We start from the raw sequence: 25194 nt of genomic DNA, 5'->3' as shown, positions 1-25194 counted from the left end.
TCGATATAATTTGAGTTGCGTTCAATTTATAGGTACGATCGGTGTAATAACTAGAGGTGAGTGAAAGATGTTAACGTTATTATTTGAGTTAGACAAGAGTATTCCGCAGAAAGATGAGCCACGGTATGCTGCTTATGCAAATGGCTTTATTGAAGGGGATTTAACGATTCATGTGGGTGACAGAGTACTTTTTCAAAAGTCATGTATGAAGGTCGCAGAGCTCGGCATTTATTTAGGACAGTGGATGGAACAAGTGCAACATGGGAAGAACGAACAGTTGAATTATGAAACGAGTGACCGTGAGGAAGTAATTCTCGGATTCGTATATGAAGAGGAAGATCAGTGGAGAGTTGCTTCCAGTTGGCAGCAATTTGAACTTCAAGAGCGTATATCGACTACAGTATTAGTAGAAAGCGTTGGGCGTTATTTGAATGAGCTCAATAAGGAGCTGCGCGCGATAGAATATCCTGTGACGTTTGATCAGTACTTAAGAGGAGAGCGAATGATGCAGCTTTCTTATAAACGACTGTGTGATAGTAAAGCGGATACGACTTCAATAGAGGTTTACAATGGAAGTGAAGGAGTAGGCGCAGTACGGGGCTATTATAAAAATGCGTTGATGAAAGTGCTAGACTTCATTCCGAAAGTCGGTAGTAATATCATTTATGAAATAAAGGATAGTAAGGACAATATTCGTGTCATTGCAAAGGATGTAAGTAGGCAGCGTCAAAGAAGGATTTTAGTAACGTACATCGATAATAATGATGCAGAGCATGAAATACTTGTATGTGACGGAAAGTTATTAGATGCAAATTTCTTATTTACTTTTACATATAAGGGAGAAGAATATGTTGTTCACAAAACTTCAATTGGGCTTGGAAAGTTATTACGAAACGGCTATGTAATCGCAGATTGGAATATTCGTCTTGAGGAAGATATGTATTATATCGAGATGGATGTATATGATGAAAATTATATAGAAGATCAATACTTACTGTTAGGCGTATTTCATGCTGTTTTGTATGGTTGATAAATGAGAAGTACCGGCATTCTTTATGGGAAGGATGCCGGTATTTTTATGTGATTTTGTGTCCTTAATTAATCCTCAAAAATAAAAATCTCATCAATCGTACTATGAAGTGCCTTCGCTATATCGTGAGCGAGTTGTAAGGAAGGGTTATATTTTCCTTTTTCGAGATGGCTTATCGTTTCACGACGTACACCAACAGTTTTCGCTAAATCTTCTTGTGTCATGTTCGATTTGGCGCGGTATTCTTTTATTCTCGTTACGAACGCCATGGCGCATCTTCCATTTCATCAACAGGTTTATCATAAAAGAACATAGAGAAGCCGAACGTAAGAATGAGTGTGCTGAAAATAAGAGCGATATCAATCTCTTGTAGCGCCGGGTTTGGAAATAACATTTCAATAAACATAATGATAGCGGTCGTTAGTAATGTAACGATAAAGGCATTGCGGCACGATTTATTGACGATTTGTTCAAATAGTTCATCGTGTTGAACCGTTCTATACGTTGTGAAAAAGGAGAAGAAACAAAACATAGTAAACAATCCTTTTTCATAAAAAAAGCCGAGGAAACCGAAGAAACCGAGAAATCCTAAATATTTTATCCAAGTTGTTTTCACGATAGATTCTCCTTTCAGTGTTAGAAATAAATCACGTTATGTTATAAATATATCACATATAGAAATGTATAGTAATAATAGTTTTCCAATTCTTTTCATAATAATAGTAAAAAGAGGAAATATACTGCGAAATAAAGAGGATAATATTGTAAAATGGTTGTAAGGAGGGGGAGGAAGGAATGTTAACTTGGATCATGATCGTTGTATTACTTGTAGTCATTACTGTAGTGGCGACGGTGTTAATTGGGCGAAATGGTGATGCGAATTATAGTAAAGCGACAAAAGGGAATATTAAACGGCTGACGATGATTTATATTATATTAGCTGTCGTTTTAATCGTTGGATTAGGCGTGTATATTTATTTTAAAGGTTAAAAAACTGAAAAAATATAAAAATCTAAAAATAGAAGTATGCTATAATATTAATATAGTTATTTGGTAATTAAGGAAAGGATTGGATGGAATGATTGAAATTACGAATGTGTCAAAAAGTTATAATGGGTCTACCTATGCAGTAAAAGATTTAAGTTTATCTGTGCCTAGCGGAGAAATCTTTGGATTTTTAGGGCCGAATGGTGCGGGTAAATCAACGACAATTAAGATGATTACTGGTATTCATGGGGTGGACAAAGGGACGATTACGATTAACGGTATAGATATTATGAAAAATCCGATGGAAGCGAAAAAGACGTTTGGTTATGTTCCAGATAGTCCAGATATGTTTTTACGTTTAAAGGGACTTGAATATTTAAACTTTATGGCAGATATGTATGAAGTGCCGAAAGAAGTACGCCAAGAACGAATCGAGTCTTTAGCAAAGAAATTTGATCTTTACAATGCGTTATCGGATCAAATTCAAAGTTACTCGCACGGTATGAGACAAAAAATCGTTATTATTGGTGTGCTCGTGCATGAGCCAGATGTATGGATTTTAGATGAACCATTAACGGGGCTTGATCCGAAATCTGCATATATTTTAAAAGAAATGATGAGAGAACATGCGGATAAAGGAAAGATTGTATTTTTCTCTACACACGTATTAGAAGTAGCGGAAAAAATATGTGACCGCGTTGCGATTATTAATAAGGGAAATCTTCAGTTTAAAGGGAATTTAGATGAAATGAGAGATCATTTTAAATCCAATGAATCACTTGAAAAAATGTTCTTGGAGATGACGGGCAATGAGTAAGATTTGGACGTTAACGAAAGTATTATTGAAATTAAATTATGCAGATTTCATAACAGATAAGAAGAAGCGATGGGCGTATGTATTTTCATTTGCAGCCATTTTATTTGTTGGCTTTTTAATATTTGGTTCGATGACGCACGGAATGTATGAGGGTGTGAAACATTTAGGGCAAGACCCAGGAATGATTATCGCAATGGGACTTGCGATTGCGAGTATATGGGTATTTTTAATGAGTATAACGAACATTTTAACTGTATTTTACTACAGTAATGACATTGAAATGTTATTGCCATTACCATTAAAACCAGCACAAATTATTTCGGCAAAATTTTTAACGGTATTAATTACACAATACGTAATGAGTTCATTTATTTTATTACCAATCTTTATTACGTACGGGTTAAAAAGTAGCGCATTTATTACATATTATATATACATGATTTTTATTTACTTACTCTTCCCGATTGTGCCGTTAGTATTAGCTTCATTACTGATGACAGTTATTATGAGGTATACAAATATAGCGAAAAACAAAGATCGAGGCAATATATTTATTGGAATCGTAAGTATACTATTTATTGTAGGAATTAATGTATTTTTACAGTGGAAAAATAAAAGCTCGTTTTCTGAAGATGCGCTTACGAATTATCTTGCGAACAACCAATCTTCTCTTTTAGTACAAATGACAAATTATTTTCCGACTACATATTTTGGAGCAGTGGCATTAGTAGAAAATGCAAATTGGAAGGGACCTTTATACGTAATAATCTTTGCACTTATTTCATTTGTATTTTTTGTGTTGTTTTATTACATTGCAGAGCGTACATATTTAAAAGGGGTTATTGGACTTTCAACTAGTACAGCAAAAAAAGAGGTCATTTCAGCAGAAGGTTTACAAAAATCAACGGTACAAAGTTCACATTTAAAAGCGTATGTGAAAAAAGAATTTAAAACGTTATTCCGTACACCGCAATTTTTCTTAAATTGTATCGTACAAACTTTCGTTATGCCGATTATGTTATTCTTTGTTTTATTCGTGCAAGATGGGAATTTAAAATGGATTACAGGGTATATTGATAACCCAAAATCAGCAGGATTGGCGATTGGTGTAGGACTTTGTGCATCGTTATTTTTAATGGGAAGTAACGTTATCGCAACAACATCATTTTCACGTGATGGAAGCTCTTGGTTTGTGAATCGTTATTTACCTGTAAAAGCTTCGGATATCTTTTTTGCGAAAGCGATCACTGCTTGGTTAATTAATGTAATTATTTTAGCAGTATTCGGTATTACGATGGCAGTTGTAGCTGGGATTTCTCCTGTATTCATGTTACTGTGGTTTTTACTAAGTGCGAACGGTTTACTGTTAATTAATTTAATTGGTACACGCTGGGATGCACAAACTGCAGATATACATTGGGATACAGAGCAGAAATTATTTAAGAGCCGCTATACAACATTGTGGAATTTTTTAGCTAATATTTTTATAGCTTTAGTTATTGTAGCGGGAGTAAGTCTATTATACTTCTTCCTTCAAGTAGGACTGTGGGTTATGTTTATCGTTTTATTTGTAATGTTTACGATTGTAAATTATATCTTCATTAAAATTTTAAAATTAGGTGCAGAACGCATATTATCAAATATTGAATAAAAAGATAGATCCTCTGTATTCGTGCAGGGGATTTATCCATAGATGGAGGAGAAAAGGTGAAGAAAATAGCAATTGTAACAGGGGCAACTCGTCTGAATGGAATTGGTGCAGCTGTATGCAAGGTGCTTGCTCAAAAAGGGATAGACATTTTTTTCACGTACTGGTCTCAGTATGATAAAGCGATGCCGTGGGGAATGCATGACAAAGAGCCCTTTTTGTTGAAAGAGGAGATTGAAAGTTTAGGTGTTCGATGTGAAATGGCAGAAATCAATTTATCGCAGTCGTATTCGCCAAATCGTTTGTTTTATATGGTCTCAGAACGTTTAGGTGATCCATCTATTTTAATTAATAATGCAGCGTATTCTACACATACAAGAATTGAAGAATTAAATGTAGAACAGCTAGATAAACATTATACAGTAAATGTCCGCGCTACTATGCAATTAAGTTCATTATTTATAAAACATTATGCACTGAAAACGAATGGAAGTATTATTAACCTTACTTCAGGACAGTCACTAGGGCCAATGCCTGATGAACTAGCATACGCAGCAACGAAAGGAGCAATTGAAGCATTTACAAAATCAGTAGCACCAGTTGCGATGGAGAAGGGGATTACAGTGAATGCTGTTGATCCAGGACCGACGAATACAGGATGGATTACAGAGGAGCTGAAGAATCATTTAGTATGGAAGTTCCCACAAGGTAAAGTAGGAGAACCGTCAGATGCAGCACGCTTAATTTCTTTTTTAGTAAGTGAAGAAGCAAAATGGATTACGGGGCAAGTCATTCATTCGAACGGTGGTTACTCATAAATATATTATGTTAACAATTGTTGAGAAACAAAAAAATAAAAGAAAATTTTATTTTTTTGTTTGAATAAAATGTCAAGAAAGATAAAAATTTGATAGGAGAGTATATCGTCATATGAAGATAGTAATTCTTAATTTGACAATATACTCTTTTTCTTTTACTACAGAGAAGAAAAATGAAGTAGAAGAAACTCGAATATTCAAATGGGTTTATCAGTTTTTGTACGTATTATTATGAAGATTACTGTCGGAAAGATGGTGATTCATGTGAAAAGGGATTTTTTAAGGGGAAATCGAATCGTAAAGGGGAGGATAAATAAAGTAAACATAGGGGGATTTATATGAAAATGAAAAAGGTCGCTATCGCATCGATAACAATTGGTACAATGCTTACTATGGCAGCTTGTAGTCCTTCAGCAGATAAAGAGACAGAAAAGAAAGAGCAAGTAACAGCGCAAAATGAAGGAGAATCAAAAACGACAAGTGCAGATGAGACGTCAAAAACAACGAAAGATACTGAAAAAGATACAAATACTTCTTCAAATGAAAAAACAGATAAGGATGCAAAAAATACGAAAGAATCATCAGGAACAGAGAGTAACGGTAAAACGTCATCTCAAAATGAGAATGTGAAAACAAAAGAAAAAGAGACGACAGGAAAAACGAATGACGAAACGACTAGCGGAAAAACAACAGATCAAAGTACAAGTACAAACTCAAACGGAAAAACAACGAAAGATCCGAAGAAAAGCGTAGCTGTGAAAACAAATGTAAAAGAAGTTGCTGCATTAGTTGATAGTTTAGACAAGCAATTAGCTGCAAATCCGAAATTAGAAACAGTAAATAAACTTGGAAAACAAATTAATGAAAAGTGGGATGTAATCGAGAAAGAGTTAGAAGCATCTCACCCAACTGAATATAAAACAATCGGACAAAGTATGTATCCGTTAATTGTAGGAGCGGAGAAAGAAAAGATAGATATTAATAAAATGAAATCATTAACGACGAAAACGAAAAAAGATTTAACTCAGTTATTAACGAAACTTTCGTAGTTTGAAAAGCCTACTGTGGAAGTAGGCTTTTTTGTGTTGAGAGTGTAAGTAAAGTTTATGGGAAACCTAACGAAAAAGGATGGTGATAAAAATGACAATAGATCGAGTTTGTACAATTGGGCCAGCAAGTAATAATAAAGAAACGTTAGCGCAGTTAATAAACAATGGTATGAAAATAGTGCGCTTGAATTTATCACATGGCACGCATGAAAGTCATAAAGACATCATTCGTTTAGTCAAATCGTTAGACGATTCTATTAAAATTTTAGGCGATGTACAAGGTCCTAAAATAAGGTTAGGTGAAGTAAAAGGAGAACAAATTACACTTCAGGCGGGAGATTCTTTTATTTTACATACGCAAGCAGTTACAGGGAGCAATAGAGAAGCAAATGTTGATTATGAAGGAATCACGAATGATGTGAAAGTTGGAAGTAGAATTTTAATTAATGATGGAGAAGTTGAGTTAATCGTTGAAACGGTAAGTGCGGATAAAATAGAAACAAAGGTCAAAATAGGTGGTAATATCTCATCTCATAAAGGGGTGAACTTACCAGGGGCAATCGTTAGTTTACCAGCTATTACGGAGAAAGATAAAAAAGACATTCAGTTTCTTCTAGAAGAGGATGTTGATTTTATCGCATGTTCTTTCGTACGGAAACCTAGTCATATAAAAGAAATACGAGATTATATACAACAGTACAAAGAAACTTCACCTAATGTAATTGCCAAAATAGAAACGATGGAAGCAATCGGGAATTTTCAAGATATATGTAAAGAAGCAGACGGAATTATGATTGCAAGGGGTGATTTAGGAGTAGAGTTGCCGTATCAATTTATTCCGCTCTTGCAGAAAATGATGATTCAGGAATGTAATCGAACGAATACATATGTTATTACAGCGACACAAATGCTTCAATCAATGGTAGATCATTCTATTCCAACAAGGGCTGAGGTAACTGATGTGTTTCAAGCTGTACTGGACGGAACGAACGCTGTTATGCTGTCTGCTGAAAGTGCATCAGGCGAGCATCCAATTGAAAGTGTAAGAACATTACGTCTCGTTTCTGAATTCGCTGAGCATGTGAAAAAAGAGGGGCCATTTGTGATGAAAGATGTACTGGAATTGTTGCATAAGTCTTTGGATGAGTGATAAAGTGAAACTTTAATCAGTGGGGGTTTTGTCCATCCCTCACTGATTATCAGCCCTCACCAATTGGGCTTTTACGGGCAGTAAGACTCCCACCTAACTCCTCCGCATTTGCCGAATTTTGAGGTGGGAGTCTTACTGCCCGGCGAATAGCGGGATAAATAAAAAGAGGGCGGATATGCATCCACCCTCGTGTTTTTCATTCTTATTATTCTTGCTCTTGCTCGTCCAAAATTTTATCAAAAGCAGCAGATACTTTATCAAACTCTTCATCATTTTCAATGTATGAAAACTCATTATCTTCTTCTACTTTTAAAAAGAAAATATCAATGTCTTCCTCAGATTCTGTTTGAATGTCTTCTACGAAGGCAACTGCAATATATTCTGCGCCTTCGACATCCATCGCTCCGAGTACTTCTACTTCCTGATCCTCATTATTCTCATCACTGAGAGTAAACACTTCGCCAACTTCAATATCAGACATATCCATTCTCCTCCTGTTCGACTCTAAAAAATAGAGCGCTCAAACTGTATACATACTAACATATCTTTCCATGAAAAATCAATTTCATACATTAGAAAAACAACTGATTCTTCAATAGAATAAGTATTTAGCTAGAAGGAGTTTTATTTGTGAGTGCTATATTACTTAATCCATTCAACAATTGTATCCATAGTTTGTCTTGTTTTATCACGCTTTGGCTCTTCTTTACGGTAACCAAAGGCAACCATAACAGATACTTCAAGATTATCGTCTTTTATAATGCCTTCTTGACGAAGTAAAGAATCTATTTTCTCTTTATCAAATCCTTCTATTGGACAAGAATCAATGCCGATTTGAGCTGCACTCGTCATCATATTACCTAAAGCAATATAAGTTTGCTTAGATGCCCAATCAAATACAGCACGATCGGATTGTAATAAGTTAAAATCTGTTTCCTGGAACTTTTTGAAGAATTCATATCTAATTTTTTGAGTGTCTTCAGGTAATCCAATAATATCGTTCATCATATGTTTAATATACTCTGCATCATAATGCATATCTTTAATATTTCTTGAAAGAACAATGACAAAGTGACTAGCTGTTGCAAGTTGCCCACCAGCGCCCCATGAATACGGTTGTAGTTTTTCTCTTAATTCTTTATTTTGTACGACAATAAATTTCCAAGGTTCATAACCAAAAGAAGAAGGAGATAATCTGCCTGTTTCTAAAATGAAATGAAAATCCTCTTCTGAAATTTTGTGCATAAGATCGAACTCTTTACATGCATGTCTGAAATGGAAAGCCTCCATAATTTTCTCTTTTGTAATTTGTTTTGTATTTGTCATAAAAGTTCCTCTTTTCATTAATTTATTTTTGTAAGTAAATTATATTTTTAAAGTAACATAGATACAAGTACGCACATTTATGTGTTATAGTATCAAAAAAGATACTATTGGTAAGGGAAGGGACTTATGATGGATTGTTCAAACGAAAATAATATAAATTACCCATTTTTAAATAAATATTCTTGTCCAGTGGAAGCTATGGTTGAGGTTATTGGCGGAAAATGGAAAGGGGTTATTTTGTATCATTTATTAGATGGTACAAAGAGATTTAATGAATTAAAAAGATTAAAACCTAATATCACACAAAGAATGTTAACACTGCAGCTGAGAGAACTTGAAGCAGATGGCATTATACATCGTGAAGTATACCGTGAAGTGCCGCCAAAAGTAGAATATTCGTTAACGGAGCTTGGTGAATCACTACGTCCAATGATTCTATTAATGATGGAGTGGGCAACTCATAATATGGAGAAAGTTTTGGAGAGTAGAAATACGAAAAATAATAGTTAAGAGTTGTAGAAATAAAAGGTGTTTTCCATATGTGAAGACACCTTTTATTTTTTACTTTCTTAAATTTTGGTTGTAATTAAAATGCATGTGAATCTATTCTGGGGATGTGCTGTTGATTTTGCTATGAATTAAAAACTTCCTTTTTAGTAGTAGAAGCAGCATCTAATAAAAGGAAAACGGCTGCTATAATATGTAGAACGATTACTATATAAGGAAAGAAGGCAACTAGAGTAACGATAATACCTATATAATGAGCGTACGTATTCATGCCTGATTTTTTAGCTAATAAAATAGTAGTGATATGTAAAGCAATCAATAGTAGTAAAGGTATCCCGTGTAGATTAACAAGACTTGGAAATAAATAATAGCAAGGAAGTAATAATAGGTGAGAGATCCCTGTAGTCCACTTTAGTGCTTGTATGTAGGTTTTCAAAATAAATCCTCCTAAAAACATCAGTATCTATATATTACCAAAAATAACAATAAATTGGATATTAAATATTTGTGGTTTTTAGTAGAATATAATTGTTTTATGTTAACTGATTGTTGAGTTGTCTATAAAATAGAAAAACCACCCAAGCGAGGGTGGTTCGTATTATAAATAACTACTTAAAGAAGAAAGGGGAACCTTCACCTCACTACCTTCCTTCATATTCCGCAGCACAACAGTGTTTGTACTAAGTTCTTCTTCCCCAATAATAAGCACATAAGGGATGTTTTCCTTATTGGCATAATTAAGGGCCCGTTTTAATTTGCGTCCTGCTAGTTCGAGTTCGACTTTTAGGGAAGTGGTAGAACGTAATTGCTGGGCAATTTGTAAACATTGTAATTCTGTCCCGAGTGGGATGATAAATACATCCGCTGTAGATAATATTGTTTCTTTCTGTGATAGTGCTGTGTAAATAACGTCTAAACCGAATGAAATGCCGACTGTTGGATAGCTCATATTATCACCACGGAATGCCCCGATAATATTATCGTATCGACCGCCGCTACCGATGCTGGATGTAATCGAGCCATCTTTTAAAAAGATTTCATACACGGTACCTGTATACATTGTAAGTCCTCGTGCTAAAAATGGATTGAATATAGCATTTTCATTTATTCCAAGGGCAATTAAGTATTGCTGTAATTGTTGCAATTCGTTTACTCCATCGGCAACGAGTGGAGTATTGAAAGCTTCTTTAAAGTCAGCAATTGAAAGCTTTAGACAAGATAAAACGGTATTACATATCGTATCAGCCATTTCTTCAGAAATTCCGCGTTCTAATACATCTTTTCGTACACCATCAATCCCAATCTTTTCGATTTTGTCTAATGATAAAATGACGTCACTCGTTCGTTCAGTAGGGATGTTAATGGACTCGAGAATACCATTTAACAATTTTCGGTTATTATATTGGATCGTTACTTCTAAGTTTAACGTTCGGAACAGTTCAAACGCCATACTCATAAGTTCCGCCTCTGCCATGACTGATTCTACACCGACTATATCAACGTCACATTGAATGAACTCACGAAATCTTCCTTGTTTAATTGGCCCATCTCGAAAGACTTTTCCAATTTCATACCGCTTAAAAGGGAGGCGGATGTTCGGATTCATTGCCACGACTTTTGCGAATGGAATGGTTAAATCGTAGCGTAAGGCAAGGTCACGTTTTCCTTGATCTTGAAGCGTATATATTTCTTTTAAAATTTCATCGCCACCGCCGTACTTGTAAGACATAAGCTCATACATATTTAACGTTGGTGTTTCTAACGGTTTACATCCGTATCGTTCAAACGTATCTTCACAAGCTCTTTTAATTTTATTTCTTAGCACTTGTTCCTCTGGTAAATAGTCTTTCGTTCCTTTTACATTTTTCATTTCCATAGTAATCACTCCTTTTTAAATAAAAAAAGCTATGCAGGTATAAAAATACCCACATAGCTTTATAAGCGCTTCATGGGTCAACAGGAAAAGCCCTGTACCCACGAAGAAAAATTTTTCTTCGGATACACGGCATTACGTATGATGATGAAGTTGGAAAGAAGTATTAACATTTCGCATGACAAATCTCTCCTTAACATAAGTTTTTCCAAATTATATCAGATGATTTTTGAATTATCAATATTTTTAGTTTTGAAATATAAGTGAAGTTATGTAGGAGAAATGGAAAAGGGTGTATAATAAAACTTAATAATATGAATTAACCTTTTAAGGAGACCGTTATGAAAAAAGATAAAACAAATGCGATGCGAATATTAGATAAAGAAAAGATTGAATATTCGATGATGTCATATGATCCGGAAGATGGAAAAATTGATGGTGTATCAGTAGCTGAGAAAATTGGACGAGAAGTGAGAGAAGTATATAAAACGTTAATCGCTCAAGGGAATAGTAAAAATTATCATGTGTTTATCATTCCGGTAGATGAAGAACTAAATTTAAAAGCTGCTGCAAAAGCGGTAAGTGAAAAGAAGATTGAAATGATTCCTGTTAAAGATATTACGAAAGTATCAGGATATATTCGCGGTGGTTGTTCACCAGTAGGAATGAAAAAGTTATTTTCTACATGCATTGATGAGAGTGCTCAATCGCTTGAAACAATCATAGTGAGCGGCGGGAAGATTGGCGTGCAAATTGAGCTGAAAGTGGATGACTTGATGAAAGTGACGAGAGCGCAGTTTGGTGAAATAACGAAATGATGATACATAGGAAAAGAAGTTTTAGTTTTATTAAATTTAGATAAAGATTTTAGGATAATTAGTCCGTTTTGTCTTAGAAAGGTGTAGATTTTTTGAATACGAAATTAATCATAGTAGAAGGGCTTCCTGGCTTTGGGAAATCCACCACCGCAAGCTTGCTTTACGATATTCTAATTGAAAAAAGTATTGACGCTGAGTTATTTCTTGAAGGGAATCCGGACCACCCTGCTGATTATGATGGGGTATCTTGTTTTGATAAAAGTGAATTCGAAAGTTTGTTAGTGAATAGTGGTAATTTTAAGGAAGTAATTAGTGATAGAGTCACGGAGCGAGAAAACAATTATTTATTGCCATATAAAAAAATTAAAAATGAATACAGCTCTAATTTTCCTGAAAATTTATTAAATACCATTTTCAAAAATGATATATATGAATTATCGCTAGAGAGGAATATTGAATTAATAACTGAAAAATGGAGGGATTTTGTTGAAATAGCCAACAACGAAAATAAAATTTATATTTTTGAATGTTGCTTCATACAAAATCCATTAACAATCGGGATGGTTAAATATGGTGAAAAAAAAGAGAAAGTTATAAGTTATATTAATGCATTAGCGAAAATCATAGAAAAATTAGATCCAGTATTGTTATATATAGAACAAGATGATTTGGAATTCTCATTCAGAAAGGTATTTAATGAAAGAGCAAAAGAATGGTCTGCTGGATTTATTGAGTATTATACAAATCAAGGGTATGGGAAAATGAAAGGCTATCACGGTTTAGACGGAACAATTAAAGTTTTAGAAGCAAGAAGAGATATTGAAAGAGAAATATTTGATATGTTAAATATAAAAAAGACAAAAATTGATAATTCACAGTATGAAGCTATCAAATATAAGTCAATGATAATTGGAAAATTGAAATCACTTGAATTTCTAGATTAATGTAGTGCTTTAAGTGAGCAAGAAACTAAGGGTTTTTAACTTCAGCTTTCGAAAATTATACAAATAATCTGTTCACTGGATTCTCATAGAAAACTGTAGTGAGATGAAATATTTGATGTTGAAGCATGTCAAAATCTTAACTAGATGGTTAGTATCGGTACCCACAATAAAAAGGCAGGAACATATCAAATATGTTCCTGCCTTTCATTTTAGAGAGATGTTTCCTAACAGTTGATTTTGTTAACGAAAGTCGACTTTAAATCCATATTTTGTATAGAATAAAGTACATATAATAAAAGTATGAGGTGATACAGTGAGAGAGATTCATATTCATAAAATAATTGCGGATAAGAGAAAAGAAACGGGAATTACGCAGGAAGAGTTAGCAGCGTATATCGGTATTACGAAGGCGTCTGTTTCCAAATGGGAGACAGGGCAGAGTTATCCGGATATTACATTTTTACCACTGTTAGCATCGTACTTTAATATAAGTATAGATGAACTAATCTGTTATACACCACAAATGGAACAGGGAGATATTAGGGATTTATATCATAGACTAGCGGAAGCTTTTAGTGAAGAACCGTTTGATGAAGTAATGATGGAGTGCAGGGGAATAATTAAAAAATATTATTCTTGTTTTCCATTATTACTTCAAATGGGACTACTTTTTATTAACCACCATATGTTAACAAAGGATACGGATAAAAGAATTGAAATTTTAGAAGAGGCAATGTCTCTTTTTAGCAGGGTGCAGGAAGAAAGTGATGATGTTTCTCTTGTGAAAGAGGCGGTATCGTTTCAAGCAACTTGCTATCTTATACTCAATAGACCAAATGAGGTGCTTCAATTACTTGGCGAAACGATACGACCTAACTTTCCAGAAGAGGATTTAATCGCACAAGCGTATCAAATGCTTGGAAATGCTGAGAAGGCGAATGAAATGATGCAAATTAGTATGTACCAACATTTAATACACCTCGTTGCGACAATACCGAATTATGTAGTAGTAAATGCTTCAAACGCTGAAAAGGTAGAGATAATCTTAAATAGAGCTTTCATGTTAATAGATATATATGAAATAGAAACATTACACCCCAATATGACCTTGAAAGTATACTATGCTACTGCACAAGTATATTGCATGCAAGGAAATTTTGAAAGAGCATTAGAAATGTTGCAGAAATACGCAACAGTTTGTGCAGCTAGTTTCACAGTAAATAGCCTACATTTACATGGCGATTCCTATTTTGATGCGATTGATGAATGGTTTGCAGAATTTCCACTTGGTGCTAAAACGGTTAGAAGTGAAGAGATTATAAAGCGAAGCATGTTACAAAGTATTGTAGAGAATCCAGTTTTCGCTCCGATGAAAGATGTAAGAGAGTACAAAAATATAATAGCAAGTTTAAAATTTAAATTGGATATAAAAGAATAGAGGGGTGACAAAATAATGACCTTTGACGAATATGAAGTAGCGATAAATAGTGAATTTACTTTGCAAGGTACACTCACTAAACCGAAAGCTGACGGGAAGTATGCGGCGGTTGTCATCATCGCTGGATCTGGAGAGATTGATCGTGATGGAATGATTGTACCGTTAAAGCTTGCGTCGAATATTTACAAAGATTTAACTCATGTAATGGCGAGGCTTGGAGTAGTAACGCTCCGCTTTGATAAGCGCGGGGTAGGAAAGAGTGAAGGGGAATTTCAGAAGACTGGAATGTGGGATTTAGTTAATGACATAGAGGCTATGATTACGTATGTAAAAGAACAGCCATTTGTTGATTCGGAAAATATCATTTTAGTTGGTCATAGTGAAGGGTGTATGTTAGCAACTGTAGTAAACGCAAGAACACCAGTTAATGGACTCATACTTCTTACAGGAGCTGCGGAATCATTAGAAGAGGCTACGAAAAGACAAAGAGAGATTGCTTATAAAGAATTAAAAGAACAAAAAGGAATAAAGGGAAAACTAATGCGCCTTCTCAATGTGGAGAAACGTGGAGAGAAGCAGATGGGAAAAATAAAAGAGAAAATGATGAATACAAAAAAAGATACAATTAAAGTTGGTTTTAAACCGATGAACGCAAAATGGTTTAGAGAGCATTTCCAGCATGACATCTATAAAGACTTACAACAAGTAACATGTCCAGTACTAGCAATTGCTGGTGATAAAGATTTTCAGGCGAATCCTGAAAAAGCGAAGAGAATTGGTGATTATGTACAAGGTGATTCTGAAGTATACGTAATAAAAAATATGGATCATACCTTAAAGTATTTTGAAGGAGATTTTAAAGCGTTACAATTTAAAAAGATTTATACGGAAAGTGCAGATAAGCCGCTTCATCCAGAGTTGGAAGGAATAATTGTAAATTGGATGGATGCGCGTTTTATCTCGCATAAGATCCCTGCATCAACATTAAGTGAATATGAGGGAGATGGAAAGGAGAGTAACTGTCTGTAAAAGACGGATTGGTTTAGATTAATAATAGGTATAAGTTCTTTAGTAGTTTCAAGCATATCTCCCTGACCGTACATTCTATAGTAAGATAATAAGCTTTTGTTATTAGATTGCTATAGTAAATCCTCTTAATCAATTCAATATACTACTAAATTCTGTATAGGGGTGTTTATATAAGGTTCGAAGTATAAATTCATATTCCGCTTCAAAACTTTTATCTAAATCAATATAGGTGTAGGCTCAAAGTAAAGTTAGAACAATTATATAACCCCCTATAAATAATCCAGGCTATATTTAATATTAGGAGGAAGCCAACTATACACATAATCCATGACAGAGCTGATCCTGAATGATTAGCGATTTTCATTCGAAGCCTCTCGAGAGATTTTTGCATCCATCGACCAAATAGGAGATAGAGGAGAAACAGCAAGAGAGAGGGCAATACCATGATAAAGTTGTATCCAGCTAAAATAGAAGACCATTCTATCCATGATAGATTAGAAGTAGTTAATATGCCGATTGCTGCAAAATAAGGGAATGCAGTTCCCACTTCAATTAATGTAGTAGTGAATCCGAGCGCAATTATTGAAAGAATGCTATTTGATTTTGGTGAAGGGAGCTTTGAACTTTTCTTTGGTGGAATATAAAAGCTTGCGATGAATAATAGGGCTCCAATAATAAAGAACGTCCAGCTTACGATTTGGTTTTGAAATACGCCAGAAATAATCTCAAACAAAAAATCTAATCCTAGCATGAGTGAAACTCCAACAACAAAATAACATCCAGCTACCATCAATAAATAAACGAATAAACGTTTCGTGAGACGCTCTTTATCTGTTAAAAGTAGATATATTGTTACTCCTATTGTAGTAGGGCTTAGCGTGTCCAATATAGCTAATCCGCCTATTAGGAGAAGGTGTTCTGTACCCATCGTGCTTTCCCCCTTATTTCGGCTCAGGATTATTTTTTTCAGTCATAAAAATGGCATATGCCTCGTTCATAAACTGAAGCACATCTTGATCAATTGGATATAAACTAAGTTTCTCTGATTGTTTGGGAGACATCCTTATCTCCCAAAGCTTATTTAGAAATTCATCCTCACCTTCAAATTCTTCTAAGCGTTTTTCCTCCATTCTTCTTATGATATTTTGAACTTTTGTTGCTTTTGGACCGTCCTTCATATAACGCTTTAACTGGCCGATGAGAGCAATCCATTCAAGTGAATCAGAACAGTCACTTGCCATTTTGGGAACCTTTTCCAATAGTTTTATTTCTTTTTCTTTAAATACAGATTCGCGATAATACTGTTGTATATCTTTATCTTTGCTGGATAATTGCATAATCTTCTGAATCGCAATCCAGCTTTCTTCTCCTTCTATCGCAATTCCATTTATCAATTCCCGTAAGGATAATTCTATTTTCTTTAAATGTTCCTGCTCTTTTATGACATAAGATAATTGACTCTGTAAACTATCCGACCAATTCCACTCATTGAAGTCGAGCATATTTTTAATCTCTTGTAACGGAAATCCAACCTTTTTTAAAAATTGAACTTGCTGTAATTTTTTTATTTCTTCATTTGTATATAAACGATGGCCACCCTCTGTTTTGGATGCTGGTTTTAATAATCCGATTTTATCGTAATAACGCAGTGTCCTTACTGTAACGCCTGTCAGTTCTCCAACTTTATTAATGTGTATCAACGGATAAACCTACCTTTCTGTACGTTAAGATTTTATCGTTAACGATTATTTTCTTCAAACCACATCTATTTTTCTTTACTAAAAATGTTTTTAAGTAAGTATCCTGCTCCTAGCCCAATTAGTACACCAGGAAAGGCATGATCCAATGTCATTCCGATCCCTGCACCTATAATGACGCATCCATAAATAATAATATCGCCTTGCTTCATCTAAAAACCTCCTATTTTTTTAATTTCTTTTATGAAATTGCTAAATAGTAGCTACTTAACAGTATATAAAATGACCCAACGTCAACTTCAAGTGTTTTTGATTTTTATTAATAAATTTATATAACTCTTTAACAGAAGGCTTAGTTTCGAAATGTTTTTATGGACTTATCGTTCCGAAAAATTTATACTAAATTATATAATAGGGGGTGTTGTTAAATGGGTAGAAAGATTAGTTTTAACAAAGAACATGCTTTAAATAAAGCGATGCATTTATTTTGGGAGAAAGGTTATGATGCTACGTATATTTCAGAGCTTATTGAGACAATGGGTATAAGTCGCTCTACTCTGTACGATAGTTTTGGAGATAAGGATGCACTATTTAAACTAGTTTTGGAACATTATAAAAATTATGGCTCTCAAAAGAGAAATTTACTTTTTAGTGGTATAAACACAAAAGCATCACTTCAATCCTTTTTTTATCAACATATTGAAAAATGTTATTCAGATGAAATTCCAAAAGGTTGTATTATAACAAATTCTTCACTGCTTATTGGACAAATTGATCCTTCCATAGAAGAGATACTCATAAATGATTTTAATGAACTTGAAAAAGTATTTAAGCAAGTTATCGAAGAAGGAAAAAAGAAAGGCGAAATTTCACAAGAGGCTGATACTGAATTAGTTGCATATTCTTTATTAAGTTTAAACCACAGCTTGAATATAATGTCCAAATATAAAAAAGAAAAAAATTTAGCCTATCGCCTAGTGGATAAGACTATTGCAGACCTATAGTCTTTCTTTTTTTAATGATTTAGGAATGAACGTTCCAAAAAAGAAAGGAATGGTAAAGTTGAATAACAAGACAAATTTTCTAATATTTATTTTAGCGATTAGTTGTGGCTCACTTGCTGCAAATATTTATTATGCGCAACCAATTGTACAATTCATTGCAAAGGACTTGAATATCTCCTCTGATTTATCTGGATTGCTCACTACTTTTACGCAAATTGGTTATGGATTGGGATTGTTTTTTATCGTACCAATGGCAGATTTATTTAAAAGTAAGAAAATAATAGGGGGTCTTATCGGGCTTACTATTCTTTCATTAATTGGTGCGTTAATTTCGACAAATGGAATTGTTTTTTTACTATTAACAACTATAATTGGCATTGGAGCCTGTGCTGCTCAAATGTTAGTTCCGCTAACAATGAGGATTGTGCCTATTGAAGAGACGGGGAAATATGTCGGTAAAGTAATGAGTGGTTTATTGATTGGGATTATGATTGCTCGCCCATTATCGATCGGAATAGCTGAATGGTTTGGCTGGAGAATGGTATTTCTTTTTTCATTAATAGTCTTAGTTGCTGTCTTACTGTTAATTATAAAATTTTTACCCAACTATGAAGTGGTATCGACTAGTAACATGTTATATCCAAATTTAATAGCTTCTATGGTAAAACTACTCATACATACTTCTCCGTTACAACAACGAGCTTTTTATCATGCATGCTTATTCGCAACATTTAGCCTTTATTGGACAGTTATTCCCATTTTATTAAGGTCGGAGCCATTACATTTCTCAAATAATAAAATTGCATTGTTTGGATTTGTTGCAATAGCTGGAGCTGTATTAACTCCTACTATTGGTAAAATAGCAGATAAAGGTTATATGTTTACAATGACTAATCTATCAATGGTGCTCGTACTATTATCTGTTGTACTACTATTTTTTGTTCAAGATCATTCACTGTTTAGTGTGATTTTAATACTTATTTCAGGCATTAGCATCGATATTGGTGTAGCAGGAAATTTATTATTAGGTCAAAAAGTTATCTTTAGTTTGAATCCCGAGATAAGAAACAGACTGAATGGATTATATATGACCATCTTCTTTTTGGGGGGAGCCTTTGGTTCATGGGTTGGAAGTTATACGTACTATAAATTTAATAGTGAAGTAACTTTACTCATTGGAGCAGCTTTTCCTTTAATCGCCTTAGTTGTTCATTTCATAAAGAATAATACAAAAAAATTATCGAAAACCAAAAGTGAGTTCATATCATGACTATAGTTTAGTGTTTTTGATTGTAAGTTTTTTTGTGGTATTATCCACTGAAAAATGAATAACATCATCTTTTTTTGTGTAAAAACGAACATTTTAATTATTTTTAGTTAAAATGTTCATATTTAGATTGCGTGCACACTAAAAGTTTGATATATTACCAATATAATAATTTTACACATCATCACTCGTATATACTCGGTAATATGGTCCGAGCGTTTCTACCTAGTTCCCAATGAAAGAACTGGACTACGGGTTAAAGTATTCGGCCGTGCTATATAATGTACGCTACCGATTTATAATTTTGCATGTGCTTAATTAACTTTGACTACCGTAGTTCTAGAAAGTAGAGATTCTTCTACAATTTCTAGAACTTTTTTGTTTGGACTAAAAGCATCGAGTATAGAAAACAACAAGAGAAAGAGGAGATTATTTATGAAGAAGAATACGTTGAAAAAATGTGCTGCCCTAGTAACTACTGTTGCATTGTCATTCTCAATACTTGCGGGATGTAATGTGACTCCAAAACAAGTTGAGGCAAAAAGTAATCAACAACCTATTTTAATTCAAGGGCCAATGCCGATAGAGGCTGAGAAGTTTGCAAAAAGGTTAAAAAATGTGAAAGAAGAAAAGTCTGGAACTTTCGTATTTTATAAAGGCACTGTCGACAATTATCCTGTAATCGTAGCGAAAACAGGTAAAGGAATGGAAAATACAGCAGCTGCTACAGCAGTGGCTATTGAAAAATATAAGCCTAAGGCGATTATTAACCAAGGGACATCAGGTGGACACGATCCAAATTTAAACGTATTTGATATTGTTTTAGGAAAACAAGTAGCAAACATAGGTTCATTAAAAACAACAAATATGGATGAGAATCAAGGGATTGAACCGACAAAGTGGATTTCAATGGACTTAATGGCTTCTGAAGGAAGTGCAGGAGAAGATCCAAATGCTGAGAAAATCCGATACTACGAGGGAGATAAGGATTTACTTGCAGCAGCTAATGCGGTAAAAGATAAATATACAAAAGGTAAAGTGGTTGAAGGGACTATAGGTTCAGCAGATCTTTGGAATAATGAAGTTGATAGAATTAAATGGTTCCATACAAAATACGGTACATCTGTTGAAGAAATGGAAGGTGCTGCCGCAGCGCAAATCGCAAAAGCTTATGACGTACCATTTTTAGGGATTCGAGTATTATCTAACAATAAAACAAACGGCGGAAAATACAATCCAAATACAGCGGCGGCAAATCAAGAATATGTATATGAAGTAGTTAAAAAGTATATAGATTCGATACCAAATAAATAGTAGTAGTTCTGTCTCAATATAAAAATGTTATCATTACTGCGCAATGTGTTGTGAACTCAGAATTACCAAAGTTTCTTTAATTAAAATAGATTGGTGCCTTACATGGTATCCAATCTATTTTTGTACTTATTTTTCAGAGGAAGAAGGGTTTTACACCAAAAAATAAAGACAATTATAGAAAAAGGAAAAGTCGAACGATTTATCAAATATGCATAATTGCATGAAAAAATTGAAATTTATAAGTTAACATTAAACTACTTTTTAATTGTAAAGAATATTTTAATAATCTTTACTAGAGAAGGATATTCCTTGAGAAGTAGATAAACCAAAAGTGTGGAAATAATACAGACTCAATAGAGTTTTGTATTAAATAAAAAGAAAAGGATGGGTATGGCTTTCTAAAAGTTTTTGGGGGTTAGAAAGCATTTTTTAGTTAATGGCTTCAAATTATATGTTAAAGGGGAAATGGGTATATGAAGTTTCGAAATACAAAGCTTGCTATGGTTACACTATCTTCATTTTTTATTTTAAGTACTGCATCTCTATCATTCACAGATACCATACACGGTGAAGTAGCTTCTGCATCACCACAAGAGATTACTGTAAAAAGCTATGATGATACATATTATAATAATGCAATAGGAAAAACGGGTTTAGAGTTAAAGAAGGAACTTCATAATATTATTGATGATCATACAAAGTTATCATACAGTGCGGTTTGGGAAGCACTAAGAGATACTGATGAAGATCCAAATAATAAAAACAATGTGATACTCTTATATACTGGGCGTTCGCAAGGGAAACTTACGAATGGTTCAGGAGTTGATAATTGGAACCGAGAGCATGTTTGGGCAAAATCTCACGGTGATTTTGGAACGACTGCAGGAGCTGGAACAGATTTGCATCATTTAAGAGCGACGGATGTATCTGTAAATAGTTCACGTGGAAATCTGGATTTTGATAATGGTGGTGTGAATCATTCGGAAGCGACAGAATGTAAATATGATAGTGATTCTTGGGAACCTCGTGATAGTGTAAAAGGAGATATCGCTAGAATGCTATTTTACATGGCTGTTCGTTATGAAGGAGACAACGGCGAAATAGACTTAGAATTAAATGAAAAGGTGAATAACAATAAAGATCCATACATGGGCAAACTATCCGTTTTACTAAAATGGAATGAACAAGACCCTGTAGATGATTTAGAGCGAAAGCGTAATGAAGTGATTTTTACGAAATATCAACATAATCGTAATCCTTTTATTGATCATCCGGAATGGGTAAATAAAATTTGGAACTAACATACTTAAAGGTATTTTACTTTGAGAGAAGGGATTGATCACTATGATCAATCCCTGTTTATATCTATACTAGAATAAGTGATTTTTATAGGATTGGAGAATAGAATCGATATTTTATTAAGTAAAGTATAATATAATATGAGTCTTTTAATACGGTCCCCACTCAATATTCACACCAACAATAAGAAAAATAAGTCCAATGATAAACCAAATGAATGCAAGTGGAGCCATAAATCGAATCCATTTTCCGTAAGAAATGCCGCTCGCTGCGAGTACGCCCATTAAAACACCGGAAGTTGGGTTGAGGCAGTTCACTACACCTTCTCCAAGCATAACAGCTTGTACTGTAACTTGGCGTGTAATGTGCATGAAATCAGCTAATGGAGCTAATATCGGAATGAAAATAACAGATTCTCCTGTCCCGGATGAAATGAGGAAATGTAATGCGGCACTACTTACATACATGCCGATAACGCCAAATACAGGGCTTTGTCCTTCGAGAGACTGTGCGAGTTGGTTAACGATTGTATCAAGTAATTTGCCTTGTTCTAAAATGACTGAAATACAACGAGCCATTCCGACGATCAAAGCACCGTATATGAGATTTTGGCAGCCTGCTAGAAAAGTAGAAGCGATATCGTTCGCTTTCATACCACCTATTATTCCAGCTGTAATTGCTATGAAAATAAAAGTAGCGGTCATTTCTGCGTCAGTCCAATGTAGACGAAAAGCGCCTATTAAAAATACAATTAATGATAAAGCTGAAACGAGTAAAATTAATTTGTGACGTATTGTCCAAGGAACTTCAGTTTTCTCTAGTTCTTTCTCACTTGAAAGAGCATTACTTGGAAACCAGTTATCTCCGAGTATGCTTCCTTTATTCGATTTTTTTAAGCGTTTTACATACCAATTAATATATAAAATGGTGGCAATTAAAAAAGAGATATAGATTGCTGTGCGTAAACCAATTCCTGAAAACATCGGAAGTTCGGCGATTTTTTGTGAAATGCCTAAAGGTGAGGGAGATAATATAGTAGCATTAAAACCAGCATAAGTGCCTAAATAAATAATTGCTACACCGACGATAGCATCCCATTTCAATGTGCGTGCAACGATGATGCCGATGGGGATAAAGCCTATAACCGAGTTAACGATAATGCCAGTTGTTCCGAGAATAGAAAAGAGTGCGGCGACAATACAAATGAAAAGTAATTGCTGATTACGAAATTTATTAATAACATGATAGATTAAACCGTCAAGAGCGCCTGTTTTTTCAAGAATGGCGATGGCTCCACCTGTAAATAAAATTAAAAAGATGATTGGAGCAGCAAGTGTCATTCCTTTTTCAATAGCGGTAAAAAAAGAAACAAATCCTACCGGCGATTGTGGAACAGAATGATAACTTCCTGGTATTGTCGTTGTAACAGTACCGTTTGTAACTCTTTTAAACTCCCCAGCAGGAACGAAATATGTAGCAATGGCACAAAGTAAGGCAATAAAAAATAGTAGTACGTACGCGTCAGGCATTTTAAACTTTCGTTTACTCGGCTGCTTTTTTACCTCGGTATGTAATTGCATAAAACCCCTCCTTTTTCACTTAGTTAATTTTTAATATTCTGAAATTTATCTGTGAAATAGATTATAATAAAGGTGGCTTCTTAAGGCAATAGTTTTTCTATCCTTTTTCTGCACATACAAATTCTTGCAACATTAGACAGGGAAACGAAAATAATCCAAGAATATGTTATATAGAAAGAATAAGGAAAAGAGGGGAAAAAAGATGTGGAAAACTACGGATCTATGTGATGAGTTTGAAAAGGAATTACAAATATGTCGCCAGTCATTTCGGTCTTTTGGGAAGAAAGAACAATTTCACGGGAAAATTGCAACGGTGAAAGTGAAGGATGATAATGTACTAGTGAAGGAAGGATTGCAAACATTACCAGAAGGAACGGTATTAGTTGTTGATGGCGGAGCGTCTACGAATTGTGCGTTACTTGGTGATAATTTGGCAGCTATTGCGGAGGAAAGAAAGCTGGCAGGAATTATTGTAAATGGATATGTTCGTGATTCTAGTGAACTAAAGAATATTAATATTGGTATTTTAGCGTTAGGGACGATGCCAAATAGAAGTATAAAAGAAGGAAAAGGAGAGCGGAATATTTCGTTGCAATTTGGACAAGTAGAATGGAAGCCGAATGAATATGTTTATGCGGATGAAGATGGCGTCATTATTAGTGAAAAGAGTTTGCATCGTTAAAGGATAGTAAACTACTATTCTTAGAAAATAAATCCGATAAAGCATGGACAAAATTCTTTGTCAATAGTAAAATAATACAGAAATTTATAATTAACAGAATGTATAGGTTTATCGTTTTACGATAACTTGAATGGAAGTCAGTTTTGCCTAGAAAAGTGAATGTTATCACAATGATACGTTCATAAACAAAATTATTTTTCCTATACAAATATAGCCGCGAATGATGCGGGTAGGAGGTGTTGCACAGTTTGTTCGACACTTACAAAAAAAGAGTGTCAATTGCACGCCCTTGAAGGGCCTTTTTTTGTGTAAATAGTAGTAAGGGAGGAAATTTTGGGATGGCAATGTTGAAAAAATGGCTGCTTACGTCGTTAATGGCAGTTACACTCGTATTTGTTTCTTTTGCGAATACAGTACATATTACGTTTGCTGAAGGAAATACAGCAAAACTTGCAATTATTGGTGAATCACAAAAGGGCATTATGTTATGCCCGAAAGAAGAGCAAATTACAGATGGGGAAACAGCTTTAAGTTTGCTGCAAAAAGTCATGGGGGACAAAGTAACAGCAGAGACGATGTCGTTTGGAACGTATGTTAAAGGCATTGACGGCTTAATGGCTGGGGACACAAGCGGCTGGTTGTATGATGTAAATGATAAATCTGCAGAAGTTGGAGCAGATAGTTATAAATTAAAGTCTGGAGATGTTGTTGTCTTTCGTTTTGTTGCAGACTGGAGCAATATGAGCCAGGAAACATTACAGCAAACATTAGATAAATTTGGTACTTGTAAAACTGTAGAAGAACCAAAGACAGATGACCCAAAACAAGAAAAACTAGAAGAACCAAAAACAGATGATCCAAAACAAGAAAAACCAGAAGAACCAAAAACGGATGATCCAAAACAAGAAAAACCAGAA

27 protein-coding genes, 1 pseudogene and 1 riboswitch are annotated in these 25194 nt (G+C 34.3%); of the genes and pseudogenes, 18 read left to right on the top strand and 10 right to left on the bottom strand.

Going from position 1 to position 25194, the window contains the following annotated elements:
* The first annotated feature begins 67 nt into the window (after positions 1–67).
* Complete coding sequence (locus CER22_RS21455) at positions 68–1030, top strand: tubby C-terminal domain-like protein (protein WP_088609529.1); 963 nt, start codon at positions 68–70, stop codon at positions 1028–1030.
* A 68-nt stretch (positions 1031–1098) separates the two neighbouring features.
* Here the strand turns inward: CER22_RS21455 and CER22_RS21450 are convergent, their stop codons facing one another.
* Positions 1099–1299, bottom strand: a complete 201-nt coding sequence (locus CER22_RS21450) for a helix-turn-helix transcriptional regulator (RefSeq protein ID WP_087984149.1) — start codon at positions 1297–1299, stop codon at positions 1099–1101.
* Positions 1287–1646, bottom strand: coding sequence for a DUF3796 domain-containing protein (locus tag CER22_RS21445; protein ID WP_033656368.1), 360 nt, complete (start codon positions 1644–1646; stop codon positions 1287–1289). Before CER22_RS21445 ends, CER22_RS21450 begins: the two co-directional genes overlap by 13 nt.
* Before the next feature lie 179 nt (positions 1647–1825).
* Between CER22_RS21445 and CER22_RS21440 the strand changes: the two genes are divergently transcribed.
* From CER22_RS21440 to CER22_RS21410, 6 genes are all read left to right on the top strand, one after another.
* Positions 1826–2020, top strand: coding sequence for a hypothetical protein (locus CER22_RS21440; protein ID WP_000958865.1), 195 nt, complete (start codon positions 1826–1828; stop codon positions 2018–2020).
* Positions 2021–2108: 88 nt separating this feature from the next.
* Complete coding sequence (locus tag CER22_RS21435; protein WP_088609528.1) at positions 2109–2834, top strand: ABC transporter ATP-binding protein; 726 nt, start codon at positions 2109–2111, stop codon at positions 2832–2834.
* Positions 2827–4485, top strand: coding sequence for a putative ABC transporter permease subunit (locus CER22_RS21430; RefSeq protein ID WP_088609527.1), 1659 nt, complete (start codon positions 2827–2829; stop codon positions 4483–4485). Before CER22_RS21435 ends, CER22_RS21430 begins: the two co-directional genes overlap by 8 nt.
* Before the next feature lie 56 nt (positions 4486–4541).
* On the top strand, positions 4542–5300 hold the full coding sequence (locus tag CER22_RS21425) for an SDR family oxidoreductase (protein ID WP_088609526.1): 759 nt from the start codon (positions 4542–4544) through the stop codon (positions 5298–5300).
* Between the two features lie 338 nt (positions 5301–5638).
* Positions 5639–6349, top strand: coding sequence for a hypothetical protein (locus CER22_RS21415; RefSeq protein ID WP_088609524.1), 711 nt, complete (start codon positions 5639–5641; stop codon positions 6347–6349).
* A gap of 79 nt (positions 6350–6428) precedes the next feature.
* Entirely contained in the window at positions 6429–7499 is a 1071-nt protein-coding gene (locus tag CER22_RS21410) for a pyruvate kinase (protein ID WP_088609523.1), read from the top strand.
* A 205-nt stretch (positions 7500–7704) separates the two neighbouring features.
* Here CER22_RS21410 and CER22_RS21405 read toward each other — a convergent pair whose 3' ends face one another.
* Both CER22_RS21405 and CER22_RS21400 read right to left on the bottom strand, forming a co-directional pair.
* Positions 7705–7986, bottom strand: a complete 282-nt coding sequence (locus CER22_RS21405) for a DUF1292 domain-containing protein (protein ID WP_002008111.1) — start codon at positions 7984–7986, stop codon at positions 7705–7707.
* A 155-nt stretch (positions 7987–8141) separates the two neighbouring features.
* Positions 8142–8825 (bottom strand): NAD(P)H-dependent oxidoreductase, encoded by a 684-nt coding sequence (locus CER22_RS21400; protein ID WP_088609522.1) that lies wholly within the window; start codon positions 8823–8825, stop codon positions 8142–8144.
* Between the two features lie 129 nt (positions 8826–8954).
* On the opposite strand from CER22_RS21400, the gene CER22_RS21395 reads away from it, so the two are divergent.
* Positions 8955–9335, top strand: a complete 381-nt coding sequence (locus CER22_RS21395; protein WP_000340656.1) for a winged helix-turn-helix transcriptional regulator — start codon at positions 8955–8957, stop codon at positions 9333–9335.
* A gap of 121 nt (positions 9336–9456) precedes the next feature.
* Here the strand turns inward: CER22_RS21395 and CER22_RS21390 are convergent, their stop codons facing one another.
* Both CER22_RS21390 and CER22_RS21385 read right to left on the bottom strand, forming a co-directional pair.
* Positions 9457–9768 carry a hypothetical protein gene (locus tag CER22_RS21390; protein ID WP_088609521.1) on the bottom strand — a complete coding sequence of 104 codons (312 nt, stop codon included), beginning with the start codon at positions 9766–9768 and terminating at the stop codon, positions 9457–9459.
* A gap of 162 nt (positions 9769–9930) precedes the next feature.
* Positions 9931–11208, bottom strand: coding sequence for a histidine--tRNA ligase (locus tag CER22_RS21385; RefSeq protein ID WP_088609520.1), 1278 nt, complete (start codon positions 11206–11208; stop codon positions 9931–9933).
* Between the two features lie 338 nt (positions 11209–11546).
* Here CER22_RS21385 and ybaK point away from each other — a divergent pair, with 338 nt between their 5' ends.
* The 4 genes from ybaK to CER22_RS21365 all read left to right on the top strand — a co-directional run bounded on the left by ybaK (position 11547) and on the right by CER22_RS21365 (position 15434).
* On the top strand, positions 11547–12023 hold the full coding sequence (gene ybaK, locus CER22_RS21380) for a Cys-tRNA(Pro) deacylase (RefSeq protein WP_088609519.1): 477 nt from the start codon (positions 11547–11549) through the stop codon (positions 12021–12023).
* Between the two features lie 92 nt (positions 12024–12115).
* On the top strand, positions 12116–12967 hold the full coding sequence (locus CER22_RS21375) for a hypothetical protein (RefSeq protein ID WP_088609518.1): 852 nt from the start codon (positions 12116–12118) through the stop codon (positions 12965–12967).
* A 313-nt stretch (positions 12968–13280) separates the two neighbouring features.
* Entirely contained in the window at positions 13281–14405 is a 1125-nt protein-coding gene (locus CER22_RS21370; protein ID WP_088609517.1) for a helix-turn-helix domain-containing protein, read from the top strand.
* Between the two features lie 15 nt (positions 14406–14420).
* Positions 14421–15434 carry an alpha/beta hydrolase family protein gene (locus tag CER22_RS21365; RefSeq protein ID WP_088609516.1) on the top strand — a complete coding sequence of 338 codons (1014 nt, stop codon included), beginning with the start codon at positions 14421–14423 and terminating at the stop codon, positions 15432–15434.
* A gap of 269 nt (positions 15435–15703) precedes the next feature.
* Here CER22_RS21365 and CER22_RS21360 read toward each other — a convergent pair.
* The 3 genes and pseudogenes from CER22_RS21360 to CER22_RS33150 all read right to left on the bottom strand — a co-directional run bounded on the left by CER22_RS21360 (position 15704) and on the right by CER22_RS33150 (position 17343).
* Positions 15704–16362 (bottom strand): annotated as a pseudogene (locus tag CER22_RS21360) (GAP family protein).
* 13 nt (positions 16363–16375) lie between these two features.
* On the bottom strand, positions 16376–17134 hold the full coding sequence (locus CER22_RS21355; protein WP_088609515.1) for a MerR family transcriptional regulator: 759 nt from the start codon (positions 17132–17134) through the stop codon (positions 16376–16378).
* A 65-nt stretch (positions 17135–17199) separates the two neighbouring features.
* Entirely contained in the window at positions 17200–17343 is a 144-nt protein-coding gene (locus CER22_RS33150; RefSeq protein WP_179196846.1) for a hypothetical protein, read from the bottom strand.
* Between the two features lie 216 nt (positions 17344–17559).
* Here CER22_RS33150 and CER22_RS21350 point away from each other — a divergent pair, with 216 nt between their 5' ends.
* The 4 genes from CER22_RS21350 (at position 17560) to CER22_RS21335 (ending at position 22017) form a co-directional block, all read left to right on the top strand.
* A complete protein-coding gene (locus CER22_RS21350; protein ID WP_088064033.1) occupies positions 17560–18135 on the top strand; it encodes a TetR/AcrR family transcriptional regulator in 576 nt (191 codons plus the stop codon).
* 49 nt (positions 18136–18184) lie between these two features.
* A complete protein-coding gene (locus CER22_RS21345) occupies positions 18185–19405 on the top strand; it encodes an MFS transporter (protein ID WP_088609555.1) in 1221 nt (406 codons plus the stop codon).
* 165 nt (positions 19406–19570) lie between these two features.
* Positions 19571–19674, top strand: a riboswitch (purine riboswitch).
* 163 nt (positions 19675–19837) lie between these two features.
* Positions 19838–20716: a 5'-methylthioadenosine/S-adenosylhomocysteine nucleosidase gene (locus CER22_RS21340; protein ID WP_088064031.1), complete on the top strand. Its 879-nt coding sequence runs from the start codon at positions 19838–19840 to the stop codon at positions 20714–20716.
* Between the two features lie 473 nt (positions 20717–21189).
* On the top strand, positions 21190–22017 hold the full coding sequence (locus CER22_RS21335) for an endonuclease I family protein (protein WP_088609514.1): 828 nt from the start codon (positions 21190–21192) through the stop codon (positions 22015–22017).
* Between the two features lie 147 nt (positions 22018–22164).
* On the opposite strand, the gene CER22_RS21330 is transcribed toward CER22_RS21335, so the two are convergent.
* Positions 22165–23595, bottom strand: coding sequence for a YfcC family protein (locus tag CER22_RS21330; RefSeq protein WP_088609513.1), 1431 nt, complete (start codon positions 23593–23595; stop codon positions 22165–22167).
* Positions 23596–23797: 202 nt separating this feature from the next.
* Between CER22_RS21330 and rraA the strand changes: the two genes are divergently transcribed.
* Entirely contained in the window at positions 23798–24277 is a 480-nt protein-coding gene (gene rraA / locus CER22_RS21325; RefSeq protein WP_088609512.1) for a ribonuclease E activity regulator RraA, read from the top strand.
* Positions 24278–24615: 338 nt separating this feature from the next.
* A partial coding sequence (locus tag CER22_RS21320; RefSeq protein ID WP_142293523.1) for a DUF4430 domain-containing protein occupies positions 24616–25194 on the top strand: 579 nt, incomplete at its 3' end.

The sequence above is a fragment of the Bacillus sp. K2I17 genome (assembly GCF_002209985.1).
Lineage (GTDB): Bacteria > Bacillota > Bacilli > Bacillales > Bacillaceae_G > Bacillus_A > Bacillus_A wiedmannii.
Note: the sequence above shows the minus strand (reverse complement) of the source record. Positions and strands in the feature narration are given on the sequence as shown.